We start from the raw sequence: 25,056 nt of genomic DNA, 5'->3' as shown, positions 1-25,056 counted from the left end.
TTGAAGCAATTATCTGAAGTACAGCAGAAGGCCGTCACCCATCGGGACGGCCCCATGCTGGTCTTGGCCGGCCCCGGCTCAGGGAAAACCATGGTGCTTACCTGGCGGGTCCGGTATCTGACGGAAGTCTGTCACATCCATCCCGGAGAGATTCTGGTTATTACCTTTACAAAAGCGGCGGCGAGGGAGATGAAGGAGCGGTATCTGAAGCTGACGAACAGCAGCAGTACGGCGGTTTCCTTCGGCACGTTCCATGCGGTCTTTTTTCAGATCCTGAAGCTGGCCTACGGTTATGGGGCCGACAATATTCTCCGGGAGGAGCAGAAGTATCAGTTCCTGCGGGAGGCAGTCTATAAGCAGAAGCTGGAACCCGACGACGAGGCGGAGCTCATCGGCAGCATCGCCGCCGAGATCAGTAAGGTGAAAAATGACCGGATGAATCTGCAGGAGTATAAGGCTGCCTCCTGCGACACCAAAAGCTTCACAGCCATTTTCAACGAATACGATAACCGGCTCCGCCGCAGCAATCAAATCGATTTTGACGATATGCTGGTTTACTGTTACGAGCTTTTAAAGGAGCGGAAGGATATCCTGGGGGCCTGGCAGCGGAAGTTCCGGTATATTCTGGTGGACGAGTTCCAGGATATCAACCGGCTCCAGTACGATATTGTCCGCATGCTTGCAGCTCCGGAGAATAATTTGTTCATCGTAGGAGACGACGACCAGTCCATCTACCGGTTCCGGGGTGCGAAGCCGGAGATTATGCTTCATTTCGAGGAGGATTATCCGAAGGCAGAGAGAGTGCTTCTGGATATGAATTATCGCTGCAGTCAGCCGATTGTGGAGGGAGCCTGTCGGGTCATCGAGCACAACAGGCAGCGTTTCGCCAAGAAGATTCAGGCTAAGAATCAGCAGGGGCCGCCCATCCTGCATCACCAGTTCCGGGATCAGGACGAGGAATACGCCTGCGTCATCGACAAGATCAAAACCTACCGGGAAAAGGGCGGCTCCTACAGGGATGTGGCCATCCTGTTCCGGACTAACACCCAGCCCCGGAAGCTGGTGGAGGAGCTAATCTCCGAGGGCATCCCCTTCCGTATGCGGGACACATTGCCGAATCTCTATGATCACTGGATCGTAAAGGATGTCTTTGCCTATCTGCACATGGCACGGGATCTGAAAAAGGGAATGGTGAAGCGCAGCGATTTTCTGCAGGTGATGAACCGGCCCAGGCGGTATCTGGGGCGGGAGTGCCTGGAGGACGAGCTGGTGTCCTGGGAAGCCCTCCTGACCTGGTATGACGACAAGCCCTGGGTCTGCGAACGTATTGAAAAGCTGGAAAAAGATCTGAAAATGTGCGGTATGCTGAGCCCCACCGGAGCCCTGCACTACATTCGCAATATCATCGGCTACGAAGAATATCTGAAAGAATACGCCGATTACAAGGGCAGAAAGCCCGAAGATTTATTGGGGATCCTGGACGAGCTGCGGGAACTGGCAGCAGGCTTCAAGAGCCTGGAAGAATGGGAAGCCCGCATCACAGCCATCCGCGCCGAGCTTCTGCGGCAGGCCAAAGAACGGGAACAGAACACCGACGGAGTATCCCTGTCCACCATGCACAGCAGCAAAGGCCTGGAATACCGTATTGTCTTTCTCATTGACGCCAACGAAGGCATCACCCCTCACAAGAGAGTCCTCTTTGAAGAAGATATGGAAGAAGAACGCCGCCTCTTCTACGTGGCCATGACCCGGGCCAAAGAGCTCCTTTATGTCTTTTCCGTCAAAAAACTCTACGGAAAAAAAGCCGATCGCTCCCGGTTCGTGGACGAGCTGCTGGACGAATAGACACTCGTCCGGCAGCTCGTCTGTCTTATTTATAACCCACCAAGATAAGCTTTCTGTATTTCTTCCGAATTCAGGATCCGCTCCGCCGTATCCGAAGCCACAATCAGCCCCGTCTCCAGCACATAAGCCCGATCCGAAATCTTCAGCGACATCCGCGCGTTCTGCTCCACCAGAAGTACCGTAACCCCCATATTGCGAATCCGCTGAATCATCTGAAAAATCTCCTTGATAACCAGCGGAGCCAGTCCAAGGGAAGGCTCGTCCAGTAAAAGGATCTTCGGATCCGCCATCATGGCCCGTCCCACGGCCAGCATCTGCTGCTCGCCGCCGGAGAGCGTACCGGCAGTCTGGGAAAAACGTTCCTTCAGAATCGGAAACATCTGAAGCACCGTATCCAGTTCTTTGGCCGCATCCTTTTCCTTCCGGAGATAAGCCCCCATCATCAGATTATCCTTCACGGAAAATTCCGGAAAAACCTGGCGGCCTTCCGGAGACAGCACCATGCCTTTTTGTACGATTTTCTTGGTATCCAGGCCGGTGATTTCTTCGCCGTCCAGATAAATATGTCCCCGGGCCGGACGCACCAGACCCATAAGGGTATTCATCAGCGTACTTTTTCCGGCGCCGTTGGCGCCCACCAGGGTGATGATTTCTCCTTCCCTTACTTCCAGATCCACGCCCTTCAGCGCCTGAATTCCGCCGTAGTTTACTTTCAGCTGTTCAATTTTCAAATGACTCATAGTTTATTCCTCCGATCCCAGATAAGCTTCGATTACCAGCGGGTTATTTCGGATTTCTTCCGGTGTGCCGTCGGCGATCTGTTCTCCGTGATTCAGAACGTAAAGGCGCTCGCACACATTCATGACGAATTTCATATCATGCTCGATGAGGACGATGGCGCAGCCAATGGACTTCAGGGATTTTACGATCTCCAGAAGCTGGGCCGTTTCATTTTCGTTCATACCGGCGGCCGGCTCGTCCAGCAGCAGAAGCCGGGGCTGGGTGGCCAGAGCCCGGGCGATTTCCAGACGGCGCTGTTCACCGTAGGGGAGACTGGAGGGCATGGCCAGTTCCTTTCCTTCCAGACCTACGATGCTCAGAAGACGCAGAGCCTCTTTCCGGCAGCGTTCCTCCTCTTCTTTTTTCCTGCGGGTGGAAAATATGATCTGGGGAAGGGTGGTCTGACGGCGGCAGTGCATGCCGAGAATCACATTTTCCAGAGCGGTCATACGGGGAAAAAGCCGGATATTCTGAAAGGTTCTTCCCAGGCCTGCCGCCGTGATCTCATAGGGCTTCCAGCCGCTGATACAGGTTTCGCCCAGATAGACGTCGCCCTCTGTAGGCGCGTACATGCCGGTAATGACGTTAAAGAGGGTACTTTTTCCGGCGCCGTTGGGGCCGATGACGCCTACGATCTCGTGCTCCCGGATTTCCAGGTTAATATCGGAAAGGGCGGTCAGTCCGCCGAAGCGCTGGGTCACATGATTTACAGTTAAAACCTTCATTTCACAGCCTCCTTTTTTCTGGCAGCAGCCTGTTCTTTCAAATAATCGAAGTTTACATTGCCCAGGATACCGTCCGGTTTTACCAGCATCATAACCACCATGAGCACGCCGTAGATGAGCATACGGTATTCCATCAGATCCCGGAGCAGCTCAGGCAGGATAGTCAGGGCGAGAGCGCCCAGGAAGCTGCCGGGGATACTGCCCAGGCCGCCGAAGATGACCATCACCAGCATTTCCTGGGAAGCGTTGTATGTAAAGGAGGTCGGGTCGATATAGGTAATGTACTGGGCGTAAAAGGCTCCGGCCACACCGGCAATCATGGAAGAAATAACGAAGGCCAGAATTTTGTAGCGGACGATGGGAACGCCCATGGCCTCAGCCACCACGTCGTCGTCCCGGATGGACTTCAGGGCCAGGCCGAAGCGGGAACGGATGAGCCGACGGATCAGCAGGGTTGTCAGAATCACCAGGATCAGGATGATGAAATAGAAGGAACGGTAGGTATGAAAGGAGATTCCGAAGAAGGAAAACTTGGGAATTCCCGAGATACCCATGGGGCCGTTGGTGACCGGCATCCAGTTCAGCTCCACCAGACGGACGATCTCGCAGAAGCCCATGGTCACGATGGTCAGATAGTACCCTTTGAGCTTCAGCACCGGAAGACCCAGCAGGAAGCCGAAGATACCCACCACGATGGCCGCGGCCAGAAAGGCAGGCAGGGTGCCCAGGCCCAGATTCTTGGTGAGAAGGGCGGCGGTGTAAGCGCCGATACCCCAGAAAGCTGCGTGACCGAAGGACATTTGTCCCATGTATCCTGTGACCAGGTTAAGTCCCAGAGAGAGCATCACGTACATAAAGCCCACCACGGCCAGACGCATTACATAGCGGTCTGTGATCAGAAAGGGAAACAGAATGGCGAGGGTCAGGGCTCCCAGAATGAAAAGCTTCTGATGAAGGGCTGCGAATTTCAGAAAACCGGAAAGACAGGCTGATAATTTCGATGTTTTTTTCATAAGGAACCTCCTACATTTTTTCGATCTTCTGCTTGCCCAGAATACCGCTGGGTTTAATCAGAAGTACCAGTATCAGAATCAGAAAAGCAATGGCATCCCGGTAGCCGGAGCTGATATAGCTGGCTCCGATGGTCTCTACCACGCCCACGATCAGCCCGCCCAGCATGGCGCCCGGAAGGGAACCGACGCCTCCCAGAACCGCGGCGGCAAAGGTCTTCATACCCACAGAGAAGCCCATCATGGTGTCAATGGTCTGATAGTAGGAACCCACCAGACTGCCGGAGATGCAGGCCAGGATAGCGCTTACGATAAATGTGGCGGAGATGACCAGCTTCACGTCGATGCCCATAAGCCTGGCCGCGTTCACATTCTGGGCCACGGCCCGCATGGACTTTCCGGCCTTGGTCTTATATACAATCAGAGAAAATACGATCATCAGAAGCAGGCTCACAGTCAGAATAATAATCTGGGTCCAGGAGATGACCGTTTTCCCGATGGTGAATTTTCCGAAATCCAAAAAGTTCGGAAAGGCTTTGGTCTCAGTGCCGAACCAGATCTGGATGGCATTGTCGATGACAGTGCTGATGCCTAAGGTACTGATAAGACCGGCCATCCGGGGCGCGTTGTCAGCCCGGAGCTTCCGAAGGCCAACGAAATCCACGAGAAAACCGGCGAAGCCGGTAACCACCAGACTGATAAGAAGCGCGGCTCCGATATTTCCGTGTAAGGAAAGATACATGACCAGGGTCAGGTAGCCGCCCAGCATATATAAGGAACCGTTGGCAAAGTTAATGAGCTGCAGGACACCGAATACCAGAGAGTAGCCGATGGCCACAAGAGCGTAGGTACTTCCAATGGTAATACCATTGACCAGCTGTTGAAAAAACATAAGCGATATGCCTCCTTCTTCCTATAAAAGCAGAAACGGCGCCGACCGGAAAAGTCCTGTCAGCGCCGTTGCTTTCGTTTTGATGTTTTTCCCATAGTAATAGATGAAAAAGGATTTGTCAAGTGAAATGAAATAAAAATTTTATTTTTGAAATAAATTTATAATTTCTCTTGACAAGGGAAAAAAGGACTGCTATGATGATGCAAACGAAGACGTTTCCCCGAAAAGGAGAAGCGTCTTTTCGTTTACAAACTACGAGGAGAAAGGAACGAGGATTATGAAAAAAAGAAGATGGTTGGCAGGTTGTTTGGCAATGGGATGTCTTGCGGCAGCGATGACAGGCTGCGGAAGCTCTTCCGCGGAAGGCGCGGCAGACGGAGATACCTATAAGATCGCAGTGATCGCGCCCCTGACCGGAGACGCGGCCCAGTACGGCATGACCTATCAGAATACCCTGGATATTCTCACTGACAAGGTAAACGCCGAGGGCGGCGTAAACGGAAAACAGGTGGAAGTCACTTATTTTGATGATAAAAAGGATGCCAAGGAAGCTTTGAATATCGCCAATAAGATCGTGGCGGACGGAAGCTACATCGGAGTAGTCGGTTCCCAGACCTCGTCCTGCTCCATGGCGGCGGCTCCGGTCTTCCAGGAGGAGGGAATCCCCATGATTTCTCCCCAGGCGTCCAATCCCCAGTTCACGGAAATCGGAGATTACATCTTTTCCATGCAGCTGTCTTCCTCCTATGAGGCGGAGCTGACAGCGAAGATGATCGTGGAAAATTACGGATATAAGAATATCGCAGTTATCTACAGTAACGATGACTGGGGTGTAGGTGTGAATACCCAGTTCACCGACAGCATCGGAGAGTACGGCGGAAGCATTTCCGCGGATGAGACCTTTATCGCAGGTCAGACCAAGGACTTTACCCCGCTGATTTCCAAGATGAAGGAGAGCGCGCCGGAAGCCGTATTTGTGGCGGCTCTGTACTCCGACGCAGCGCAGATTCTGCAGCAGATGAAGAATCTGGACTTTGAAGTTCCGGTATTCGCCACCAATACCCTGTACAAGCAGGAGTTCCTGGATCTGGCAGGAGCCAACGCGGAGGGAATCCTGATGCTGAACTCCTTTGAACTGGAGAATACAGATGAGGAATATGTATATCTGAAGGACGCTTACGAGGAAAAGACCGGAAATCAGGTGGATACCTATGTGACCCAGTCCTATGATGCCATGAATCTGCTGTTGAAAGCCATCGAGGCCACAGACGGAGATCGGGTAAAAATGCGTGACTGGATTGCGGATGTAAAGGATTATCGGGGTGTGTCCGGTACCTTCAGCTTCAATGATGTCCGGGTACCCATCAAGGATGAATATGTATTTACAATTACAGACGGCGCGTACGCACAGGTGCCGGATCTGGTAATTAAGCAGTAACAGAAAGGGAGGAATAACCTGTGAAATTGGATTTGACCAATTATCCGGTGACGGATAATCATTGCCATCCCTTCCCGGCGGGAAGGGAGGCAAAGGAATTTGAAAGGAACTTCTGCATCGGCCTGTATCCGGTACCATCGGAGGACATGCGGAACACCCTGTATTACCATATGATGCTGGGAGAGCTGAAACGACTGTACGGCATGGAAACAGATACGCCGGACAGTGAGGTCATCCGGTATCGGAATCAGTTCATCCGGGAGGACCGGAGCGGCTATATGCAGAAGCTGTGGAAGGACGCCGGATACCGGAAGTTCCTGGTGGATTTCGGCTACCCCATCGGACAGAAGCACGACCGGAGCAAATATCTGCGGCCGGAGGAAATTCAGGGCATGTATGAGGATTGCGAGGGCGTGGAGATTCATTCCATCAACCGGGTGGAATGGGTGGCCAATGAGCTCATGGAGGAAGGGACGCCCTTTTCCGAATTCACAGATCTGCTGATACAGCGGACGAAGAAAATGGTGGAGCGAGAACATCTGACAGCCTTAAAGTCCGTGATTGCCTATTATACGGGACTGGAAGTGAAGATCCTGCCGGAGGCCCGGGTGAAGGCCGGATATGAACGGTTTCTGACTGATCCGACGGATGGGGAGGCGGAGAAGATCGTGCGGGACTATACCTTCCTGGTAGGCTGCCAGATCTGCCACGAACTGGATATCCCCTTGCAGATCCACACGGGACTGGGAGACAGCCCGGATTGTAATCTGATCAAAGGAAATCCCTTCCTCTTATACGACGCCATGAATCTGCCGGAGATACGGGAAACCAAGCTGATGCTGATTCACGGGGCCTATCCCTATCTGGAGGAGCTGGGCATGATTTTGAATCACTACGAAAATGTGTACGCGGATATCTCATCCTTCTGTCCCTATGCCAGCATCGCGGCGGAGGATAAGCTTCTGAAGCTTTTTGAACTGGCACCGCTGAATAAGGTCTGCTTCGGTACCGACGGAGCCGGAATCCCGGAGCACAGCTGGTTTGGAGCCGTGTACATGAAAAAGGCCCTGGGATGGGCGCTGGATTCCCTGGTGGATCGGGGCTATATCTCCCTGTCCTTTGCAGAGCAGTCTGCAGAGAACATCCTGTACCGGAATGTGGATCGGATTTACAAACTGGGAAAAGTATAGTAAGATAAAATAACTGTGACAATCTCGACAATGCTGATGGAAGGAAGAGGCAGAATGGAACTGAACTTTCTGACAGAGATCGACCGGCAGTACGCGGGACTGACCCGCACCTTTCGGAAGATCGCGGATTATCTGAAAAAAGAATATATGCAGCTGCCCTTCCAGTCCATCCAGGAAGTGGCTCAGGCTGCGGAGGTCAGTCCGGCCAGTGTGCACCGGTTCTGCATCCAGCTGGGGTATACGGGGTTTCCGGCCCTGCAGCGGGAGATCCAGACCTATCTGCAGAAAAATCTGGTGGAGCATGAGTCTGAAGCTTACCGGAACTGGAAGGAGTCGGGGAACAGCATTTTAAAAGAGCAGGTAGAAAAAAACACCCAGGTTCTGCAGGAAATGATGACGGAGGATCTGGATAAAAACTTCGAACTGGCGGTGGAGGCCATCAAAAGCGCCCGGCGGGTGTACATCATCGGACTGCGGGCCAGCTACTGTATGGCAGTCTACATGCACAATCTGCTGATGGAATACATGGATAACGTGATCCTGCTGACTCTGGGCGTGGACGACATCTACGACCGGATTGCCGGAGCCAAGCCGGAGGACGTACTGCTGGCCGTGGGCTTCAAGCCCTATACGAACTACACCGTGGAGATCCTGAAGCATTTCCGGAAGGTGGGAGCAAAGACCGTAGCTATTTCTGACAAACCAAGCTCCCCCCTGGCCATCAACGCCGACATCAGCCTTCTCCCCGGAAACAGAACCCCCTCTTACGGCTTCGTCATGGCCGTCACCATCATCAAAGCCCTGGGAATTTCCGTAAGCCGCATCCACGACCCCGAAGTCCTGGAGTACTACGAAAAAAAGAAAGATTTTCTTTTGGAAAATGATATTTTAATGTAAGAATAAAACTTTTTAAACAGCCTCCCAAAAGGGTCATGAGGAAACCGACATAATCAGAAACTCCCCTGCCATTTTCTTTCCTGAGAGAACCAGTCAGGCCGCAAGGCCGTGGTGAACATGGAAAGAAAATGGCAGGGGAGTTTCGTCCGTCTTTATCTAATTCAGCGGTTCGTCCTCTTCCTCAGCCTCGACCAGCTCATCGTACTCCGCCGCATCCAGCATCTGATCAAACATATCTGCCACAGCCTCATACTCATCATCCGACTCAATATTATCCAGAACCGGAGATCCGGTGCTGTTGTCATAACGATACAGATAAACCTCGCCGTCTTCATTTTCCCCATTTTCATCCAGGGGAAGCAGAGCGATATAGTCCCGACCGTCTACCGGGAAAATCGTAAGAATCGCGCACTCTACGGTTTCATCATTGTCCAGAGTCAGGGTCACGGTGATATCTCCGTTACAGGAATCACAGTTTCCTCCGCAGTCCGGTGTACTGCATTTATTGTCTGCCATTTGATAAATCTCCTTTTTATTTGATAAAATTCAGTTACCAATCTTACTCTATCAGACCGCCGCCGGAAAAGCAAGAAAAGAATTGAATTGAAGCAGAAATTGTATTAAAATAATACGGATCGGCTGAAAGCCGGTTCATGAGGAGTACAAAAAGAAAAAGGCGCCGGATGCAGCGTCGTGATACAGAGAGGAACAAAAATGGAATTCAAGTTTTCAAAACGGGCGGAAGAGATTCAGGAGGGCATCTTTGCGGCCTTGGCCCATAAAAAGAATGAATTGGAGAAAGAGGGAAGAAAGGTCTATAACTTTTCCATCGGAACACCGGACTTTCAGCCGCCGAAGCATGTGATGGACGCCATGGTGGAGGCCTGTAAGGATCCGGAGAACTACAAATACGCCATCACAGACCGGCCGGAGCTCATAAAAGCCATGCAGGATTTCTACCGGAAGCGCTTCGGGGTAAGGCTGGAAGCGGATGAGATCATGACTCTGTACGGATCCCAGGAGGGTATGGCCCATGTGGCTGTGGCGCTCTGCGATCCCGGAGACATCATGCTTGCTCCGAATCCGGGGTATCCGGTATTTTCCTTAGGGCCCCAGCTGACCGGCGCAAAGATCGAGACCTATCCTTTGTATGAAAAGAATAATTTCCTGCCGAAGTTTGAGGATATTCCCGAGGAAACGGCCCGGGCGGCCAAGTTCATGATCGTGTCCTATCCGTCCAATCCGGTCTGCTCCGTGGCAGATGACGCTTTCTACGGGGAACTGATCGCCTTCGCGAAAAAGTATGACGTGATCATTCTCCATGACAACGCCTATTCCGACATCATTTACGACGGAAGGGAGGGAAAGTCCTTCCTGTCCTATCCGGGAGCGAAAGAGGTGGGTATCGAGTTCTATTCCCTGTCCAAGAGCTACAATATGACAGGTATGCGGATGTCCTTTGCAGTGGGAAATAAAGCGATTATTAAAGAATTTTCCAAGGTCCGCTCCCAGATCGATTACGGTATCTTCCTGCCCATTCAGAAGGCGGCCGTGGCGGCCCTGACCGGACCACAGGATGCGGTAAAGGAGCAGTGCGCCGAGTATGAGCGGAGAAATCATGCTCTGTGCGGAGGCCTCCGAAGCATCGGCTGGCAGGTTCCGGACAGCCAGGGAACTATGTTTGTGTGGGCTCCCCTGCCTGTGGGATATACGGACAGCGTGGCCTTTACCATGGAGCTGATGGAGAAGACCGGCATGATCGTGACGCCGGGCAGCGCTTTCGGCAGCCTGGGAGAGGGCTATGTGCGGATGGCGCTGGTACATCCGGTGCCGGAGATCGAAGAGGCAGTGGCGGCCGTACGCGACAGCGGTATGCTGGCCGGATAGAAGGAGCTCAGAAGCAGTTCAGAAGAGAACGGGAGCGTTATATGAAGAAGAGCAGCTTTATCGAGGATATGACAGAATTTATCTTTGTGGAAAACGAGCCGGAGCAGGCGGATATCATCTTCATCCCGGGCGGGGATCAGGGCGCTATCGCAGAGACGGCGGCCGGGCTTTACCGGGAGGGATACGCGCCTCTGGTGCTGCCTTCGGGCCGGTGGAGCAAGCCTGTGGGGCATTGCCGGATTCCCGGCTATGAGGGCCGGACCGAGTGGGAGTACCTGCGGGATATCCTGATGAAAAGCGGCGTCCCGGAGGCGGCCATTCTCCGGGAGGATCAGGCTACTTTTACCTACGAGAACGCCATTTACTCCCGCAGGGTGACCGATGAAGCGGGACTTGGGATCCGAAAAGCCATCCTTTGTCCTCAGGCGGTACATGCCAGACGGGCCCTTCTTTATTATAAGATTCTTTATCCGGAGACGGAGTTTTTTGTGTGTCCCACGGTGACCCGGGGCATTAGCCGGAAGAACTGGTTCCGGGAGGAAAAGAAGATCGATGAGGTTCTGGGGGAGCTTGAAAAGTGCGGCAGTCAGTTCCATCAGATTCTGCGGGACTATGGGAAGCAGGAGAAAGGGAGAACATGAGTATGGGAAGAAATGTGGATATAAATGAAGTGATGAGGCTGGTCCGGGAGACCAGACGCTTCGTGGAAAACCGGGACATGGCGGGCCATATAAAGGTGAAGGGACTGGCGGATTACGTGACCCAGGTGGACACAAATATTCAGAACTTTCTGCAGGAGAAGCTTTATGAGCGGTATCCTGAGGTGGAGTTTCTGGGAGAAGAGGACGGGCTTCATGCCATGAAGGGAGATACCTTCTGGATCCTGGATCCCATAGACGGCACCACGAATCTGGTCCATGATTATCAGCACAGCACCGTGTCACTTGGCCTGTACAGCAGGGGTGAAATTCTCATGGGGATTATCTATGATCCCTTCCGGGAGGAGATCTTTTACGCAGAAAAGGGGAAGGGAAGTTTTGTGAACGGCCGTCCCATCCATGTGGCGGAGGCGGGAAGCTTAAGCGAGACCATCATTGCCATCGGAACCGCGCCTTATCAGAAGGAACTGGCGCCCCGGAACTTCGCGGCCTTTCAGCGGGTCTTTGAAAAATGTGAGGATATCCGCAGGACCGGATCCGCGGCCATGGATCTGGCTTATACGGCGGCAGGACGCATCGGCGGTTACTTTGAAGCCCGGCTGCAGCCCTGGGACTTTGCAGCAGGCATGCTGATCCTCACAGAAGCCGGAGGACGGATTACCCGCTACGACGGCGCGGAGGTGAATCCGGTGGAGCCGGGCGGAATCGTGGCCACCAACGGAAAGCTCCATGAGGAGCTGCGGCAGCTGCTATAACCCGGAACTGTGACAGACTCGAAAAAATAAGATTCAAAAAATGAGATAAGAAAACGGACAGACGCCGGAATATGCCGGGCAGCCTGTCCGTTTTTTATGGAATAAGAAATTCCCTATTCCATAAAAACAAGCAGAGCTTGCAAAAGATACGCTTACTTCGGGTATATCAGCCGCTCTTCTTTGATATCGTAGAGCACCTGGTCCAGATACTTTTTTGCCAGGTACTTGGCCATGGGAAGGTTCATATCCAGATAGTTGCCGCAGTCCTTGGGACTGGCGCCGGGCACATCGCCCTCAAAGTCCCGGATGAACTCCCACATTTCGATCATGAGCGGAACGATATCCCGGGATTCATAGTCGCCGGTCAGCAGCAGATAGAAGCCGGTGCGGCAGCCCATGGGTCCGAAGTAGATGGTCCTGGGTCCGTATTCTTTATGATTGCGTAGGAAGGTGGCGGCCAGATGCTCGATGGTGTGCATTTCCGCCGTATTCATGACAGGCTCCTCATTGGGGCTGGTCAGCCTCAGGTCAAAGGTGGTAATCACAGCATTTCCGGCCGGATCCTTCCGGGATACATAGACGCCAGGCTGCAGAAGTAAATGGTTAATGGTAAAACTTGTTATTTTTTCCATCATAAAATCCTTTCTGAATCGAATCAGCGGAAGCCGGAGGAGCTTTCCGTGGGGATTCGTATACTTATTGGTATGATTTTAGCACATTTAGCTCCAAAGAAAAAGTGAAAAATCTTTGCGTTGACGGTAGTGGGGGTAAAGTGCTATGATGAAACAAGCGGATACTGTCCATTTGTAATGGGGCGGTGTCAAATTTATGCGGAAAAAAGGAAGTGAGGAGTCCGTGGACGGGCGAAGTCGAAGTTATAGCTTGGACAAGAATAGAATACATACGGGCATGGACTCTTCCATTCGGTTCGAAGCATAGGCGCTTTACTCCGGGAAGTTTTTGTCATGCCCGTTTGCGACGTGGGAGGATACAGGTATGGCAATAGGAAGTTATGATCGGGAGGAACTGGACGAACTCCTGGAGAGCCGGCAGTTCCGAAAGCTTCGGGAGATGATGTCGGAGATGAACGAGGTGGATATCGCGGAGTTCATCGAAGAGCAGGAGCCGGAGAAGAAGGTACTGGTATATCGGATGCTGCCCAAAGAACTGGCGGCGGACGTATTTTCATTCCTGGAGGTAGAAGATCAGGAGCATATTATCAACAGCATCACAGACTATGAGCTGGGAAAGATCATAGAGGATCTGTATGTGGACGACGCGGTGGATATGCTGGAGGAGCTTCCGGCCATCGTGGTCAAGCGTGTGCTTCAGAACGCCACGCCCCAGACCAGGAATCTGATCAACCAGTTTTTACAGTACCCGGAGAACAGCGCCGGAAGCATCATGACAGCGGAATATATCGGCCTGAAGCGGAATATGACCGTGGAGCAGGCTTTCGCGTATATCCGGGAAAATGGCGTGGATAAGGAGACCATTTACACCTGCTTTGTGACGGACAGCAAGCGCTGCCTGCAGGGTGTGGTGACAGTGAAGGATCTGCTGATGAATCCCTACGACACCGTTATCAAGGATATCATGGATGAGAATATCATCTACGCGGTGACCACCGAGGATCGGGAGGATGTGGTAGAGACCTTCAATAAATACGATCTCCTCTGTCTTCCGGTGGTGGATCACGAGGACCGGCTGGTGGGTATCGTCACCGTCGACGACGCGGTGGAAGTCATGGAGCAGGAGGCCACCGAGGACTTTGAGAAGATGGCGGCCATGTTTCCTTCGGAAAAGCCCTATCTGAAGACCGGCGTGCTGGAGCTTACGAAGAACCGTCTGCCCTGGCTTCTGATTCTGATGTTTACTTCGATCCTAAGCGGTACGGTGCTTATGGATTATGAGCATGCCATTCAGGTGCTGCCGCTGCTCTTAAGCTTTGTCCCCATGCTGATGGATACCAGCGGAAACTGCGGCAACCAGAGCAGTACTATGGTTATCCGTGGTATGGCCGTGGGCGAGATTGAGCTGAAGGATGTACTGCGTGTCATCTGGAAAGAGTTCCGGGTGGGACTGCTGTGCGGCCTGGTTCTGGCGGCGGCGAACTTTGTGCGTCTGATGCTCCAGTATCCGGGACGTCCCATGCTGAGCATGGCGGTGGTTCTGTCCCTGGTGGCGGCTATTGTGCTGGCGAAGATTATTGGCTGCGTACTGCCCATGCTGGCGGAGAAGATGAAGCTGGATCCGGCTATCATGGCGGCACCGCTGATTACCACTATCGTGGATGTCGGCAGTCTGCTGATTTACTTCAGAGTGGCCTGTGCCCTTCTGAATCTGGCGTGAGATTTATAAAAATGAGAAATAAAAAGCTGTCAAAAAACAGCGGGAGGAAATGAAATGCTTGGAGACAAAAAAGTACTGTTCAGCGGTATGCAGGCCACTGGAAATCTGACACTGGGAAACTATCTGGGAGCCCTGAAAAACTGGGTGACTTTAAGTGATGAATATGAGTGTTTTTACAGCGTAGTGGATATGCACTCCATTACCGTGCGTCAGGATCCGGCCACCCTTCGTAAGCGTGCCCGGGCTCTTCTGACCCTGTATATCGCGGCAGGGCTGGATCCGGAGAAAAACTGCATCTACTATCAGTCCCATGTGTCCGGCCATGCGGAGCTGGCGTGGATTCTGAACTGTTTCACCTATATGGGCGAACTGAACCGCATGACCCAGTTCAAGGACAAGGCGGCGAAACATGCGGACAATATCAATGCAGGTCTCTTTACCTATCCGGTACTGATGGCGGCGGACATTCTGCTCTATCAGGCGGACGTGGTTCCGGTGGGCATCGATCAGATGCAGCATCTGGAACTGACCCGGGATATCGCCCAGCGTTTCAACGGTATCTATGGCGACGTATTTACCGTGCCGGAGGCTTATATCGGAAAAGTGGGCGCGAAGATTATGAGCCTGCAGGATCCGGCCAAGAAGATGTCAAAGTCAGATGAGAACCCCAACGGCAGTATCTACCTGATGGATGATCCGGATACCATTATGCGGAAGTTCAAGCGTGCGGTGACCGATTCCGAGGGACAGATCCTTTATCGCGACGAGCAGCCCGGTATCAAGAATCTGATCAGTATTTACTGCGCATGCACCGGCAAGACCCCGGAAGAGGTGGAGCGGGAGTTTGACGGTAAGGGCTACGGCGAGTTCAAACCGGCTGTGGGAGAGGCGGTTATTTCTGTTTTGAAGCCTCTGCAGGACCGGGTGGACGAGCTGTCCAGGGACAAGGGCTACATCGACGGCGTTATCAAGCACAATGCTGAGAAAGCCCAGTATTTCGCAAACAAGACCCTGCGGAAGGTCCAGAAAAAGGTGGGCTTCCCGGAGCGGATCCGCTAGGAAAAGATTTTCAGGAAAACAGGAGAACTGGATATGAAGAGTATCAAACCGGAAGAACTGGATAAAAACGTATTTCACATGATTGGTAAGGAGTGGCTTCTGGTCACAGCAGAAAAGGATGGCAAGGTGAATACCATGACTGCTTCCTGGGGCGGCCTGGGCGTCATGTGGGGAAAGAACGTGGCCTATATCGTGCTGCGTCCCCAGCGCTACACCAAGGAATTCGTGGATGCGGGTGAGACTTTTTCTCTGTCTGTACTGGATGAGGAGTATCGGAAGACCTTAAGCTATCTGGGCACTGTGTCCGGACGGGACGAGGATAAGATCGCGAAAGCCGGACTGACTGTGGAGCATGCGGAGGGAACGCCTTATTTCGGCGAGGCCAATACGGTGCTGGTGTGCAGAAAGCTCTATGCCCAGAACTACGATCCGGCCTGCTTTATCGATAAGAGCTGCGACGAAAAATGGTATCCGGACAAGGATTATCACACTCTGTATATTGCGGAAGTGGAACAGGTGCTGGTAAGAGCGTAAGAGTCCGGTTAAAATCCGGTAAAAATATGTAAATAGAACGGCTTTGCGGGAATTGTCCCGTAAAGCCGTTTCTGCATATTGTAGGATAAATGAGAGAAAATAAATGAGAAAATGAGAAAAGAATTGAAAACGGGAGCCGGAAAAATCAGATCAAAATGGTGAGAATTCATGAAAATACAAGAAAAAACGAATTCGTGAAAAGAATATCAATATTGAACAAAGTGTATGATTGCTGATTCCGGGAACGGCCGTTATAATAGGTCACATAGTAGATAAGCAATGAATGCAAGACCGATTGTTAAATTATCTACAAAACAAAACCACAGAAACCGAGCCGCGGAAGGGCCGGTAATATGAAAGGAGAAGTTTTACAATGGGATTCAAAACAGACATTGAAATCGCACAGGAAACAGAGATGCTGCCGATTACTGACATCGCAGCCAAGGCAGGTATCGATGACAAATATCTGGAGCAGTATGGAAAGTACAAAGCAAAAATTGACTACAATCTGCTGAAAGAAAAACCGGCTGAGAACGGCAAGCTGGTTCTGGTAACCGCTATTAACCCGACTCCTGCAGGAGAAGGAAAGACCACCACATCCGTAGGTCTGGCAGACGGTATGCAGAAGATTGGCAAGAAGGTTATGGTAGCTCTTCGTGAGCCGTCCCTGGGACCGGTATTCGGCGTAAAGGGCGGAGCAGCAGGCGGCGGATACGCACAGGTAGTTCCCATGGAGGATATCAACCTTCACTTCACCGGTGACTTCCACGCTATCGGCGCAGCGAACAACCTGCTGGCAGCCATGATTGATAACCATATCTTCCAGGGCAATGCTCTGAACATCGACCCGAGAAAGATTACCTGGAGAAGATGCGTAGATATGAACGACCGTCAGCTGCGTAACGTAGTAGACGGACTTGGCGGAAAGACCAACGGTATGCCGAGAGAGGACGGCTACGATATCACCGTAGCATCCGAGATCATGGCTGTTCTGTGTCTGGCTAAGGATATCACAGACCTGAAGGAAAGACTTGCAAGAATCATCATCGGATATACATACGGAAAGGTTTCCGAGCAGAAGCCGGTTACCGCAGGCGATCTGAACGCACAGGGCGCTATGGCAGCTCTTCTGAAGGACGCTCTGAAGCCGAATCTGGTACAGACTCTGGAGCATGTACCGGCTATCGTACACGGCGGACCCTTCGCAAACATCGCGCACGGCTGTAACTCCGTAACCGCTACCAAGATGTGCCTGAATCTGGCTGATTACACCATCACAGAGGCAGGCTTCGGCGCTGACCTGGGTGCTGAGAAGTTCCTGGATATTAAGTGCCGTATGGCAGGCCTGAAGCCCAACGCAGTTGTTATCGTAGCAACCGTTCGTGCTCTGAAGTACAACGGCGGCGTTCCGAAGGCAGACCTGAACAATGAGAACCTGGAGGCTCTGGAGGCTGGTCTTCCGAACCTGCTGAAGCATGTAAGCAATATCACAAACGTATACAAGCTTCCCTGCGTGGTTGCTATCAACGCATTCCCGACCGATACCAAGGCAGAGCTTGACCTGGTAGAGAAGAAGTGCAAGGAGCTGGGTGTAAACGTAGTTCTGTCTGAAGTATGGGCTAAGGGCGGCGAAGGCGGCGTAGCTCTGGCAGAAGAAGTAGTACGTCTCTGCGAGCAGCCCAACGACCAGTTCACATATTCCTACGAGCTGGAGGGAACCTCCATCGAGGATAAGCTGAACGCTATCGTAACCAAGATTTACGGCGGCAAGAGAGTCGTTCTGACCGCAAATGCTCAGAAGCAGGCGAAACAGCTTGAGGCTATGGGCTTTGGCAGCTGCCCGATCTGCGTGGCTAAGACACAGTACAGCCTGACCGACGACCAGACCAAGCTGGGCGCTCCGAAGGACTTCGAGGTAACCGTTCGTAACCTGAAGATTTCCGCAGGCGCAGGCTTCATCGTAGCTCTGACCGGCGAAATCATGACCATGCCCGGACTGCCGAAGGTACCGGCTGCAGAGAGAATCGACGTAGACGAGACCGGTAAGATCAGCGGCCTGTTCTAAGAAAATCCTGATTGCATCCGTATTTTCTTAGATGCTCTGCAGGATGCACACGGATTTGCAGAGGAAGTTGTCGCTTCACGACGCAAATCCGGTGCAGGAAACGCTTGAACAGCGTTTCTATAGAATCAGCTACCCATTATAAACCCAAACAAATAGACACAAAGGGAAGGACCGAATGGTCCTTCCCACTTGTGCGCATAGGGAAACAATGATATAATGAATCTATCATTTTGATACATAAAGGAGAACGATATGGGATTTTCAACCAGCAGATGTGATGAATTTGTAGAAGTGCTGGCTTCCAAGGCTCCCGTTCCGGGCGGCGGCGGAGCATCCGCACTGGTAGGAGCAGTGGGAACTGCCCTGGGCAACATGGTAGGCAGCCTGACAGTCGGCAAGAAGAAGTACGCGGACGTAGAGGAAGAGATGTATGCACTGAAAGAGAAGGCGACGGCTCTTCAGAAGGATTTCCTTCGTCTGATCGAGCGTGACGCAGAGGTTTTCGAGCCCCTGGCAAAGGCTTACGGTATGCCCCGTGAGACCGAGGAGGAGAAGGCAGAGAAGGCGCGTGTCATGGCCATCGTTCTGAAGGATGCCTGCTCCGTACCGATGGAGATTATGGAGAAGTGCTGCGAGGCACTGGATCTCATTGTAGAGTTCGCTGCAAAGGGTTCTGCCCTGGCTATCAGCGACGCAGGCGTAGGCGCAGCTTTCTGTAAGGCGGCTCTGGAGGGTGCTTCTCTGAACGTATTTATTAACACCAAGTCCATGGCGGACAAGGAGTACGCAGCAGAGTTGAACGCCAAAGCAGACGCCATGCTTGAGAAGTACACCAAGATCGCAGACGATATTTTCGCAAGCGTAACAGCGAGACTGAGATAAAATAAAAGGAAGGAAATAAAAAATGGCAAAGCAGTTATTAGGAAAAGAAGTAACAGCAGCACTGAACGAGCGCATCAAAGCAGATGTGGCAGCATTGAAGGAGAAGGGCATCAACCCGACCCTCGGTATCATCCGTGTGGGTGAGAACGAGAGCGACATCTCCTACGAGAGAGGCGCAACCAAGCGTTGTGAGACTCTGGGCGTAGCATGCGAGAAGATTCTGCTTCCGGCAGATGCTACCCAGGAGCAGGTTCTGGCAGCAGTTGATAAGGTAAATAAGGACGACAATATTCACGGCGTCCTGCTGTTCCGTCCCCTTCCGAAGCATTTGAACCAGACTGAGATCGAGAACGCTCTTGATCCGGCGAAGGATGTAGACTGTATGACCGACGGTTCCATGTCCGGCGTATTTACCGGCAAGGCAGTAGGCTTCCCGCCCTGTACACCTCAGGCTTGTATGGAGATCCTGGATCACTACGGAATCGACTGCACCGGCAAGAAGGCTGTAGTCATCGGCCGTTCTCTGGTAGTTGGAAAGCCGGCTGCCATGATGCTGATCAAGAAGAACGCGACCGTAACCGTATGCCATACCAGGACTGTAGATATGCCCAGCGTAGCGCGCGAGGCTGATATCCTTATCGTAGCAGCAGGCCGCGCAGGCGTGGTAACCAAGGATTATGTGGCTCCGGGTCAGACCGTTATCGACGTGGGAATTAACGTAAACGCAGAGGGCAAGCTTTGCGGCGATGTGGCTTATGCTGAGGTTGAGCCGATTGTAGACGCTATCACTCCTGTACCGGGCGGCGTAGGAAGCGTAACCACTTCCGTACTGGTAGGCCATGTGGTAGAGGCAGCAAAGAGAAAATATCTGTAATAGATTGACATTGACATTTATGCCTCCTTTTCGTACACTATGTACGAAAAGGAGGCATTTTTGCGTATGAAGCTGAGCACCGCCATACTGGCAGATAAATTAAAGTCTAAATTTGGACTTCAGAATAAAAAGGCCCTGACCAATGAACTGCATCTGGAGCAGGTATTATTTTACGAGGACGGGGATGAGATGCAGCCGGATAAGATCTATATTTACACCCAGAAGCCGGGGACTGCGGAGATGCTGGTGGTGCCGGAGCGGACGGTGCTGTTCTGTATCGGCAAGGTGCCGACCCGGAATACGGAGAACGACGGTCAGGTGTTTCAGCTGATCGACGAGCCATCGCCCTTTGCGCTGCTCAATGAGATTCAGCGGATTTTTGATTATTATGACCGCTGGGAGAAGCAGATCCGGGATCTGGCCCAGAAGGCAGACAGTATCCAGGAACTGCTGGACGAGAGCTTCCGTCTCTTCCTGAATCCCATTATCGTCAGCTCTGCGGACTACTTTGTCATCGGCTATTCCAGCGTCATTGATACCCGGGAGGAATTGGCCAGTCTGGTGGATCTGGACTCGGTTATCCAGTCCAGTGACGAGTATCAGAACGGAAAACGGATCCTGAACCAACGGAAGAAACGTGGGGCCTATTACCTGCCGGAGTATATCACAGGAGCCAGGACCCTGCGGGTGAATCTCTTTGAAAATGATCAGTTTACCTATCAGGTGATGATGGTGGAGAGCTTAAGCCGGTTCAAATCCTACGACGGAGCTTTGCTGGAATATCTGTCGGTGTATATCCAAAGTGCCCTGGCGCGGCTCATCGATTCCCAGGTGGAGATTGGCCACCGGCTGGATCGGATCCTGTCCGACATTCTGTCGAATCCGGGCAGGGATAATAAGAGCGCGGAAAAATGGTTTTCTGAGTTCGGCTGGAAGGCGGAGCACCGTTACTTCTGCGTCAGCCTGAAGGTGAATTCCCTGGACTGGGCCAATATGACTGTCCGTTTTATCTGCAAACATATGGAAAGCATGTTGGGAAAATGTGGAAGCAGTGCTTTCCAGTACGAAAACAATATCGCGATTTTTGCGAATCTGACCTTAATGGAGAGCGAGGCCGAAGAGGTTCTGGAGAAAATGGTGAATTTTCTGAAGGATACCTTTCTGAAGGCCGGTGTCAGCAATGAGTTCACAGGCTTTAAGAAACTGGACGCCTATTACCGTCAGGCTGTGACGGCTTTGGAAGTGGGGTGCCGGAGAAAGCCCTACCGCTGGATCTACCGGTTCGACGAAGTGGCCCTGGATTATGTGCTGGAGCAGGCCAGCCGGGAGCTCCCGGTGCGGCTGGTGTGCTCTGAGCGGATTTTAAGGCTGCAGGACTATGACCGGCAGCATCATACAGATTATTATCATACCCTGAAGACCTATGTGGAAAGCCAGCTGAATGCGGTACAGACAGCCAAGAAGCTGTTTATCCACCGGAGCACCTTTCTGTACCGGATGGAGAAGATCGAAGAACTGGTACAGCTGGATTTGAACGATTATGACACGCTTTTGTATGTAATGATGACCTTTCGTATCCTGGAGCAGGAAGAATAAACAACTGATAAAATATGACAGAAAACCCTGTAATATAGAAAATACCCCTGACATATATTTTAGCAGTATATGTGGAAGGGGTATTTTTATGGACAAAAATCCGGAATATAATCTGTATAAAGACATCCAGACCCGCACGGGAGGGGAGATTTATCTGGGGGTAGTGGGGCCGGTCCGCACGGGAAAATCCACCTTTATCAAACGGTTCATGGATCTGTGTGTATTGCCGGGGATCGAGGATGAGCATGCCCGGACCCGGGCCCGGGACGAACTGCCCCAGTCGGCGGCCGGGAAAACCATTATGACCACGGAGCCCAAGTTCATTCCCAAGGAGGCTGCTTCTGTGCGGATTTCCGGGGACGTGGAGGTGAAGATCCGCATGATCGACTGCGTGGGTTTCATGGTGCCAGGAAGCGAGGGACACATCGAGGACGGAGTGGAGCGGATGGTCAGGACGCCCTGGTTTGATCATGAGATTCCCTTTTCCCAGGCAGCGGAACTGGGCACCCAGAAAGTGATCACCGATCACGCCACCATCGGCATCGTGGTGACCTGCGACGGTTCCTTCGGCGAGATTCCCCGGGAGAACTACATAGAGCCGGAGGAACGGACCGTGGCGGAATTAAAAAAGCTGGGGAAACCCTTCCTGATTCTGCTGAATTCCGAGAAGCCCTACAGCGAAGCGGCGGCTTCAGAGGCAGCCCGCATGGAGGAAAAATACGGGGTGGCTGTGCTGGCGGTAAACTGCGAGCAGTTGAAAAAGGAGGATGTGACCCGGATTCTCACCCAGATGCTCTATGAGTTTCCGCTGGTGCGGCTGGAATTTTACGCGCCCCGGTGGGTGGAGATGCTTCCGGCGGAACACCGGATCCGGCAGGATATTCTGGAGCAGCTGCGGAGGCTTTCCGGGGAGCTGCATACCATCCGGGATCTGCAGCAGGAAAAATTTACGCCCTCAGGCTCTTTCATCCGCAGCATGAAGCTGGAAGCGGTGCAGATGGACTGCGGCGTGGGGAAGGTGCGGCTGGAGCTGGATGAAAAGTATTATTATGAGCTGTTAAGCGAATTGACCGGCAGCGAGATCGCCGGGGAGTATGAGCTGATTGGCCTGATTCGGGAGCTGTCACGAAAGAAACAGGAATATGACAAGGCAGAAACAGCCCTGTTGGCGGTGCGTCAGAAGGGCTACGGGGTGATGCTGCCGGATCAGGAGGAGATCACCCTGGAGGAACCGGAGCTGATCCATCAGGGCAATAAATTCGGGGTAAAGATCCGCTCCACAGCCCCCAGCATCCATCTGATCCGTGCCAATATCGAGACGGAGATCGCGCCCATCCTGGGAAGCGAGGCCCAGGCCCGGGATCTGATTACCTATCTGAAGGACAGCGGCGGAAGCGAAAAGGGGATCTGGAGTACGAACATTTTCGGCAAATCCGTGGAAGAACTGGTGGAGGACGGCATCCGCAGCAAAATCTACCAGATCGGCGACGAAAGCCAGCAGAAGCTTCAGGACACCATGCAGAAGATCGTCAACGAAAGCACCGGCGGGCTGGTGTGTATTATTATCTGAAAAGGTGGGAATATGTGGAGGACCGGAATCTGAAAAGTGGAGATTCCGGTCTTTTTTAGCCGCTCGCAAAGGCGCAAAGCCGGGGAAAAGAGAGAAAACAGTTTACCTCCGTCCGTATCTATGCTACACTAGGATACATGTTCTGTTTACACTACAACTTATAGGAGGGAAATAATGTTAGAGAAGTTGTTTAAACTGAAAGAAAATCATACCACAGTGAAGACAGAGATTCTGGCAGGTATCACCACGTTTATGACCATGGCGTATATCCTGGCAGTAAATCCCAGTGTCCTTGGTGCAACGGGAATGGATCAGGGCGCGATTTTCACAGCCACAGTCCTGGCTTCTGTTGTGGGTACCGTATGTATGGCGCTGTTCGCCAACTATCCGTTCGCGCTGGCTCCGGGTATGGGGCTGAACGCGTACTTCGCGTACACTGTAGTTATCGGCATGGGATATCTCTGGCAGGCGGCTCTGGCGGCTGTATTCGTGGAGGGCGTTATTTTCATCCTGCTGTCCCTGTTCAATATCCGTGAGGCCATTTTTAATTCTATTCCGGCGAACCTGAAGAAGGCAGTATCCGTAGGTATCGGCTTCTTTATCGCCTTCATCGGTCTGCAGAATGCCAAGATCGTGGTGGGTGGAGCTACCCTGGTGGAGTTCTTTTCCCTGGATGCCGTAGAGGGCGGCACCATGAACGATGTGGGAATCACTGTATTTCTGGCCATCGTAGGCGTGTTTATCACTTCAATTCTGGTTATCAAAAATGTAAAGGGCAATATTCTCTGGGGTATCCTGGCCACCTGGATTCTGGGGATCATCTGCCAGTTCGCAGGTATCTATGTGCCGAACCCGGAGCTGGGCTTCTATAACCTGCTCCCGGATTTTTCTGCCGGAATCTCCATTCCGAGCCTGGCACCCATTTTCTGCAAGCTGGACTTTAAGGCGATTCCGATCAGCCAGTTTATCGTTATCGTATTCGCGTTCCTGTTTGTGGATATGTTCGATACCCTGGGAACCCTGATCGGAGTAGCTTCCAAGGCGGACATGCTGGATAAGGACGGAAAGCTGCCGAATATCAAGGGCGCGCTGATGGCAGACGCCGTAGGTACGACTGTGGGAGCCCTTCTTGGAACCTCTACCACCACCACCTTTGTGGAGAGCGCATCCGGCGTATCCGAGGGTGGAAGAACCGGTCTGACAGCCATGACCACCGCGGTTCTCTTTGCGTTGGCACTTTTACTGTCTCCGATCTTTCTGGCGATTCCGTCCTTTGCGACGGCTCCGGCCCTGATTGTGGTAGGCTTCTACATGGTAAATCAGGTGGGCCTGATCGATTTTACCGACTTCGGCGAGGGTATCCCGGCCTTTATCTGTATGGCAGCTATGCCGTTCTTCTACAGCATTTCCGAGGGTATCTCCATGGGAGTCATTTCCTATGTGGTGCTGAATGTGGTAACCGGTAAGGCAAAGGAAAAGAAGATCAGCATCGTTATGTATATCCTGGCAGTGCTGTTCCTGGCGAAATATTTCCTGATTTAAGGAGAAGGTATGCTGGTAAAAATCTATACGGACGGAGCGGCCCGGGGGAATCCGGACGGCCCCGGAGGCTACGGCGTGGTGCTGCACTATACGGACAGTAAGGGGCAGCTCCATGAGCGGGAATACAGCCAGGGCTACAAAAAAACCACCAATAACCGCATGGAACTGATGGCGGTGATCACGGGCCTGGAGGCCCTGACCCGCCCCTGCCAGGTGGAGCTGTATTCCGATTCCAAATATGTGACGGACGCTTTTAATAAGCACTGGGTGGACAGCTGGCTGAAAAAGAACTGGAAGGGCAGCTCCGGCCCGGTGAAAAATGTGGATCTCTGGAAGCGCCTGCTGAAGGCGAAGGAGCCCCATCAGGTGCAGTTTATCTGGGTAAAGGGCCACGACGGCCATCCCCAGAACGAACGCTGCGATCATCTGGCCACCACGGCGGCCGACGGCGGCGATCTCATCGAGGACGAGGGCCTGATGGCCGGGGTATAGGAGGAAGAAACG

23 protein-coding genes are annotated in these 25,056 nt (G+C 52.5%); 17 read left to right on the top strand and 6 right to left on the bottom strand.

Features of this window, described 5'->3' with window-relative positions; all coding sequences use genetic code 11:
* Positions 1 to 1,845 (top strand): ATP-dependent helicase, encoded by a 1,845-nt coding sequence (locus H8S44_RS14670; RefSeq protein ID WP_279288126.1) that lies wholly within the window; start codon positions 1 to 3, stop codon positions 1,843 to 1,845.
* A 29-nt stretch (positions 1,846 to 1,874) separates the two neighbouring features.
* Here the strand turns inward: H8S44_RS14670 and H8S44_RS14665 are convergent, their stop codons facing one another.
* From H8S44_RS14665 to H8S44_RS14650, 4 genes are read right to left on the bottom strand one after another with little or no spacing between them, the layout of a single operon-like run.
* Positions 1,875 to 2,585 (bottom strand): ABC transporter ATP-binding protein, encoded by a 711-nt coding sequence (locus H8S44_RS14665; protein ID WP_186873939.1) that lies wholly within the window; start codon positions 2,583 to 2,585, stop codon positions 1,875 to 1,877.
* A 3-nt stretch (positions 2,586 to 2,588) separates the two neighbouring features.
* Positions 2,589 to 3,350 carry an ABC transporter ATP-binding protein gene (locus tag H8S44_RS14660; RefSeq protein ID WP_186873938.1) on the bottom strand — a complete coding sequence of 254 codons (762 nt, stop codon included), beginning with the start codon at positions 3,348 to 3,350 and terminating at the stop codon, positions 2,589 to 2,591.
* Positions 3,347 to 4,363, bottom strand: coding sequence for a branched-chain amino acid ABC transporter permease (locus H8S44_RS14655; protein ID WP_186873937.1), 1,017 nt, complete (start codon positions 4,361 to 4,363; stop codon positions 3,347 to 3,349). The genes H8S44_RS14660 and H8S44_RS14655 overlap by 4 nt, the downstream gene beginning before the upstream one ends.
* A gap of 10 nt (positions 4,364 to 4,373) precedes the next feature.
* Positions 4,374 to 5,252, bottom strand: coding sequence for a branched-chain amino acid ABC transporter permease (locus H8S44_RS14650; RefSeq protein WP_186873936.1), 879 nt, complete (start codon positions 5,250 to 5,252; stop codon positions 4,374 to 4,376).
* 277 nt (positions 5,253 to 5,529) lie between these two features.
* On the opposite strand from H8S44_RS14650, the gene H8S44_RS14645 reads away from it, so the two are divergent.
* From H8S44_RS14645 to H8S44_RS14635, 3 genes are read left to right on the top strand one after another with little or no spacing between them, the layout of a single operon-like run.
* Positions 5,530 to 6,690: an ABC transporter substrate-binding protein gene (locus H8S44_RS14645; protein WP_186873935.1), complete on the top strand. Its 1,161-nt coding sequence runs from the start codon at positions 5,530 to 5,532 to the stop codon at positions 6,688 to 6,690.
* Between the two features lie 20 nt (positions 6,691 to 6,710).
* The gene (locus H8S44_RS14640; protein ID WP_186873934.1) at positions 6,711 to 7,880 is read left to right on the top strand and encodes an amidohydrolase family protein; all 1,170 of its coding nucleotides are present in this window, start codon (positions 6,711 to 6,713) and stop codon (positions 7,878 to 7,880) included.
* Positions 7,881 to 7,934: 54 nt separating this feature from the next.
* Entirely contained in the window at positions 7,935 to 8,777 is an 843-nt protein-coding gene (locus H8S44_RS14635; protein ID WP_186873933.1) for a MurR/RpiR family transcriptional regulator, read from the top strand.
* A gap of 156 nt (positions 8,778 to 8,933) precedes the next feature.
* Here H8S44_RS14635 and H8S44_RS14630 read toward each other — a convergent pair whose 3' ends face one another.
* Positions 8,934 to 9,293 (bottom strand): DUF1292 domain-containing protein, encoded by a 360-nt coding sequence (locus H8S44_RS14630; RefSeq protein ID WP_186873932.1) that lies wholly within the window; start codon positions 9,291 to 9,293, stop codon positions 8,934 to 8,936.
* Between the two features lie 198 nt (positions 9,294 to 9,491).
* On the opposite strand from H8S44_RS14630, the gene H8S44_RS14625 reads away from it, so the two are divergent.
* From H8S44_RS14625 to H8S44_RS14615, 3 genes are read left to right on the top strand one after another with little or no spacing between them, the layout of a single operon-like run.
* Positions 9,492 to 10,664, top strand: a complete 1,173-nt coding sequence (locus tag H8S44_RS14625; RefSeq protein ID WP_186873931.1) for an aminotransferase class I/II-fold pyridoxal phosphate-dependent enzyme — start codon at positions 9,492 to 9,494, stop codon at positions 10,662 to 10,664.
* Positions 10,665 to 10,705: 41 nt separating this feature from the next.
* On the top strand, positions 10,706 to 11,305 hold the full coding sequence (locus H8S44_RS14620) for a YdcF family protein (RefSeq protein WP_186873930.1): 600 nt from the start codon (positions 10,706 to 10,708) through the stop codon (positions 11,303 to 11,305).
* 14 nt (positions 11,306 to 11,319) lie between these two features.
* Positions 11,320 to 12,078: an inositol monophosphatase family protein gene (locus H8S44_RS14615; RefSeq protein ID WP_186873958.1), complete on the top strand. Its 759-nt coding sequence runs from the start codon at positions 11,320 to 11,322 to the stop codon at positions 12,076 to 12,078.
* Positions 12,079 to 12,230: 152 nt separating this feature from the next.
* Here the strand turns inward: H8S44_RS14615 and H8S44_RS14610 are convergent, their stop codons facing one another.
* Positions 12,231 to 12,710 (bottom strand): S-ribosylhomocysteine lyase, encoded by a 480-nt coding sequence (locus H8S44_RS14610; RefSeq protein ID WP_186873957.1) that lies wholly within the window; start codon positions 12,708 to 12,710, stop codon positions 12,231 to 12,233.
* A gap of 364 nt (positions 12,711 to 13,074) precedes the next feature.
* Between H8S44_RS14610 and mgtE the strand changes: the two genes are divergently transcribed.
* The 10 genes from mgtE (at position 13,075) to rnhA (ending at position 25,044) form a co-directional block, all read left to right on the top strand.
* A complete protein-coding gene (mgtE, locus tag H8S44_RS14605) occupies positions 13,075 to 14,430 on the top strand; it encodes a magnesium transporter (protein WP_186873929.1) in 1,356 nt (451 codons plus the stop codon).
* 54 nt (positions 14,431 to 14,484) lie between these two features.
* Positions 14,485 to 15,489 carry a tryptophan--tRNA ligase gene (gene trpS / locus H8S44_RS14600; protein ID WP_186873928.1) on the top strand — a complete coding sequence of 335 codons (1,005 nt, stop codon included), beginning with the start codon at positions 14,485 to 14,487 and terminating at the stop codon, positions 15,487 to 15,489.
* A gap of 33 nt (positions 15,490 to 15,522) precedes the next feature.
* Positions 15,523 to 16,023 carry a flavin reductase family protein gene (locus H8S44_RS14595; protein WP_186873927.1) on the top strand — a complete coding sequence of 167 codons (501 nt, stop codon included), beginning with the start codon at positions 15,523 to 15,525 and terminating at the stop codon, positions 16,021 to 16,023.
* A gap of 373 nt (positions 16,024 to 16,396) precedes the next feature.
* Positions 16,397 to 18,088 (top strand): formate--tetrahydrofolate ligase, encoded by a 1,692-nt coding sequence (locus H8S44_RS14590; RefSeq protein ID WP_186873926.1) that lies wholly within the window; start codon positions 16,397 to 16,399, stop codon positions 18,086 to 18,088.
* Between the two features lie 252 nt (positions 18,089 to 18,340).
* Positions 18,341 to 18,970: a cyclodeaminase/cyclohydrolase family protein gene (locus H8S44_RS14585; protein WP_186873925.1), complete on the top strand. Its 630-nt coding sequence runs from the start codon at positions 18,341 to 18,343 to the stop codon at positions 18,968 to 18,970.
* Positions 18,971 to 18,992: 22 nt separating this feature from the next.
* Entirely contained in the window at positions 18,993 to 19,844 is an 852-nt protein-coding gene (locus H8S44_RS14580) for a bifunctional 5,10-methylenetetrahydrofolate dehydrogenase/5,10-methenyltetrahydrofolate cyclohydrolase (protein ID WP_186873924.1), read from the top strand.
* A 66-nt stretch (positions 19,845 to 19,910) separates the two neighbouring features.
* The gene (locus tag H8S44_RS14575; protein WP_186873923.1) at positions 19,911 to 21,440 is read left to right on the top strand and encodes a PucR family transcriptional regulator; all 1,530 of its coding nucleotides are present in this window, start codon (positions 19,911 to 19,913) and stop codon (positions 21,438 to 21,440) included.
* Positions 21,441 to 21,528: 88 nt separating this feature from the next.
* On the top strand, positions 21,529 to 23,010 hold the full coding sequence (gene spoIVA / locus H8S44_RS14570; protein WP_186873922.1) for a stage IV sporulation protein A: 1,482 nt from the start codon (positions 21,529 to 21,531) through the stop codon (positions 23,008 to 23,010).
* Between the two features lie 174 nt (positions 23,011 to 23,184).
* Positions 23,185 to 24,552 carry an NCS2 family permease gene (locus H8S44_RS14565; protein ID WP_186873921.1) on the top strand — a complete coding sequence of 456 codons (1,368 nt, stop codon included), beginning with the start codon at positions 23,185 to 23,187 and terminating at the stop codon, positions 24,550 to 24,552.
* Between the two features lie 9 nt (positions 24,553 to 24,561).
* Positions 24,562 to 25,044 carry a ribonuclease HI gene (rnhA, locus tag H8S44_RS14560; RefSeq protein WP_186873920.1) on the top strand — a complete coding sequence of 161 codons (483 nt, stop codon included), beginning with the start codon at positions 24,562 to 24,564 and terminating at the stop codon, positions 25,042 to 25,044.
* The last annotated feature ends 12 nt before the right edge of the window (positions 25,045 to 25,056 follow it).

The organism is Anaerosacchariphilus hominis (assembly GCF_014290175.1).
GTDB classification, from domain to species: Bacteria; Bacillota; Clostridia; order Lachnospirales; family Lachnospiraceae; genus Laedolimicola; species Laedolimicola hominis.
Note: the sequence above shows the minus strand (reverse complement) of the source record. Positions and strands in the feature narration are given on the sequence as shown.

Bases quoted from the DNA above. Each gene is read 5' to 3' on its own strand.
- H8S44_RS14610 (WP_186873957.1), bottom strand. From the start codon at position 12,710: ATGGAAAAAATAACAAGTTTTACCATTAACCATTTACTTCTGCAGCCT.
- H8S44_RS14650 (WP_186873936.1), bottom strand. From the start codon at position 5,252: ATGTTTTTTCAACAGCTGGTCAATGGTATTACCATTGGAAGTACCTAC.
- H8S44_RS14635 (WP_186873933.1), top strand. From the start codon at position 7,935: ATGGAACTGAACTTTCTGACAGAGATCGACCGGCAGTACGCGGGACTG.
- H8S44_RS14585 (WP_186873925.1), top strand. From the start codon at position 18,341: ATGGGATTTTCAACCAGCAGATGTGATGAATTTGTAGAAGTGCTGGCT.
- H8S44_RS14580 (WP_186873924.1), top strand. From the start codon at position 18,993: ATGGCAAAGCAGTTATTAGGAAAAGAAGTAACAGCAGCACTGAACGAG.
- H8S44_RS14645 (WP_186873935.1), top strand. From the start codon at position 5,530: ATGAAAAAAAGAAGATGGTTGGCAGGTTGTTTGGCAATGGGATGTCTT.
- H8S44_RS14620 (WP_186873930.1), top strand. From the start codon at position 10,706: ATGAAGAAGAGCAGCTTTATCGAGGATATGACAGAATTTATCTTTGTG.
- H8S44_RS14665 (WP_186873939.1), bottom strand. From the start codon at position 2,585: ATGAGTCATTTGAAAATTGAACAGCTGAAAGTAAACTACGGCGGAATT.
- mgtE (WP_186873929.1), top strand. From the start codon at position 13,075: ATGGCAATAGGAAGTTATGATCGGGAGGAACTGGACGAACTCCTGGAG.
- H8S44_RS14565 (WP_186873921.1), top strand. From the start codon at position 23,185: ATGTTAGAGAAGTTGTTTAAACTGAAAGAAAATCATACCACAGTGAAG.
- H8S44_RS14660 (WP_186873938.1), bottom strand. From the start codon at position 3,350: ATGAAGGTTTTAACTGTAAATCATGTGACCCAGCGCTTCGGCGGACTG.
- spoIVA (WP_186873922.1), top strand. From the start codon at position 21,529: ATGGACAAAAATCCGGAATATAATCTGTATAAAGACATCCAGACCCGC.
- rnhA (WP_186873920.1), top strand. From the start codon at position 24,562: ATGCTGGTAAAAATCTATACGGACGGAGCGGCCCGGGGGAATCCGGAC.
- H8S44_RS14630 (WP_186873932.1), bottom strand. From the start codon at position 9,293: ATGGCAGACAATAAATGCAGTACACCGGACTGCGGAGGAAACTGTGAT.
- H8S44_RS14595 (WP_186873927.1), top strand. From the start codon at position 15,523: ATGAAGAGTATCAAACCGGAAGAACTGGATAAAAACGTATTTCACATG.
- H8S44_RS14655 (WP_186873937.1), bottom strand. From the start codon at position 4,363: ATGAAAAAAACATCGAAATTATCAGCCTGTCTTTCCGGTTTTCTGAAA.
- H8S44_RS14575 (WP_186873923.1), top strand. From the start codon at position 19,911: ATGAAGCTGAGCACCGCCATACTGGCAGATAAATTAAAGTCTAAATTT.
- H8S44_RS14625 (WP_186873931.1), top strand. From the start codon at position 9,492: ATGGAATTCAAGTTTTCAAAACGGGCGGAAGAGATTCAGGAGGGCATC.
- trpS (WP_186873928.1), top strand. From the start codon at position 14,485: ATGCTTGGAGACAAAAAAGTACTGTTCAGCGGTATGCAGGCCACTGGA.
- H8S44_RS14590 (WP_186873926.1), top strand. From the start codon at position 16,397: ATGGGATTCAAAACAGACATTGAAATCGCACAGGAAACAGAGATGCTG.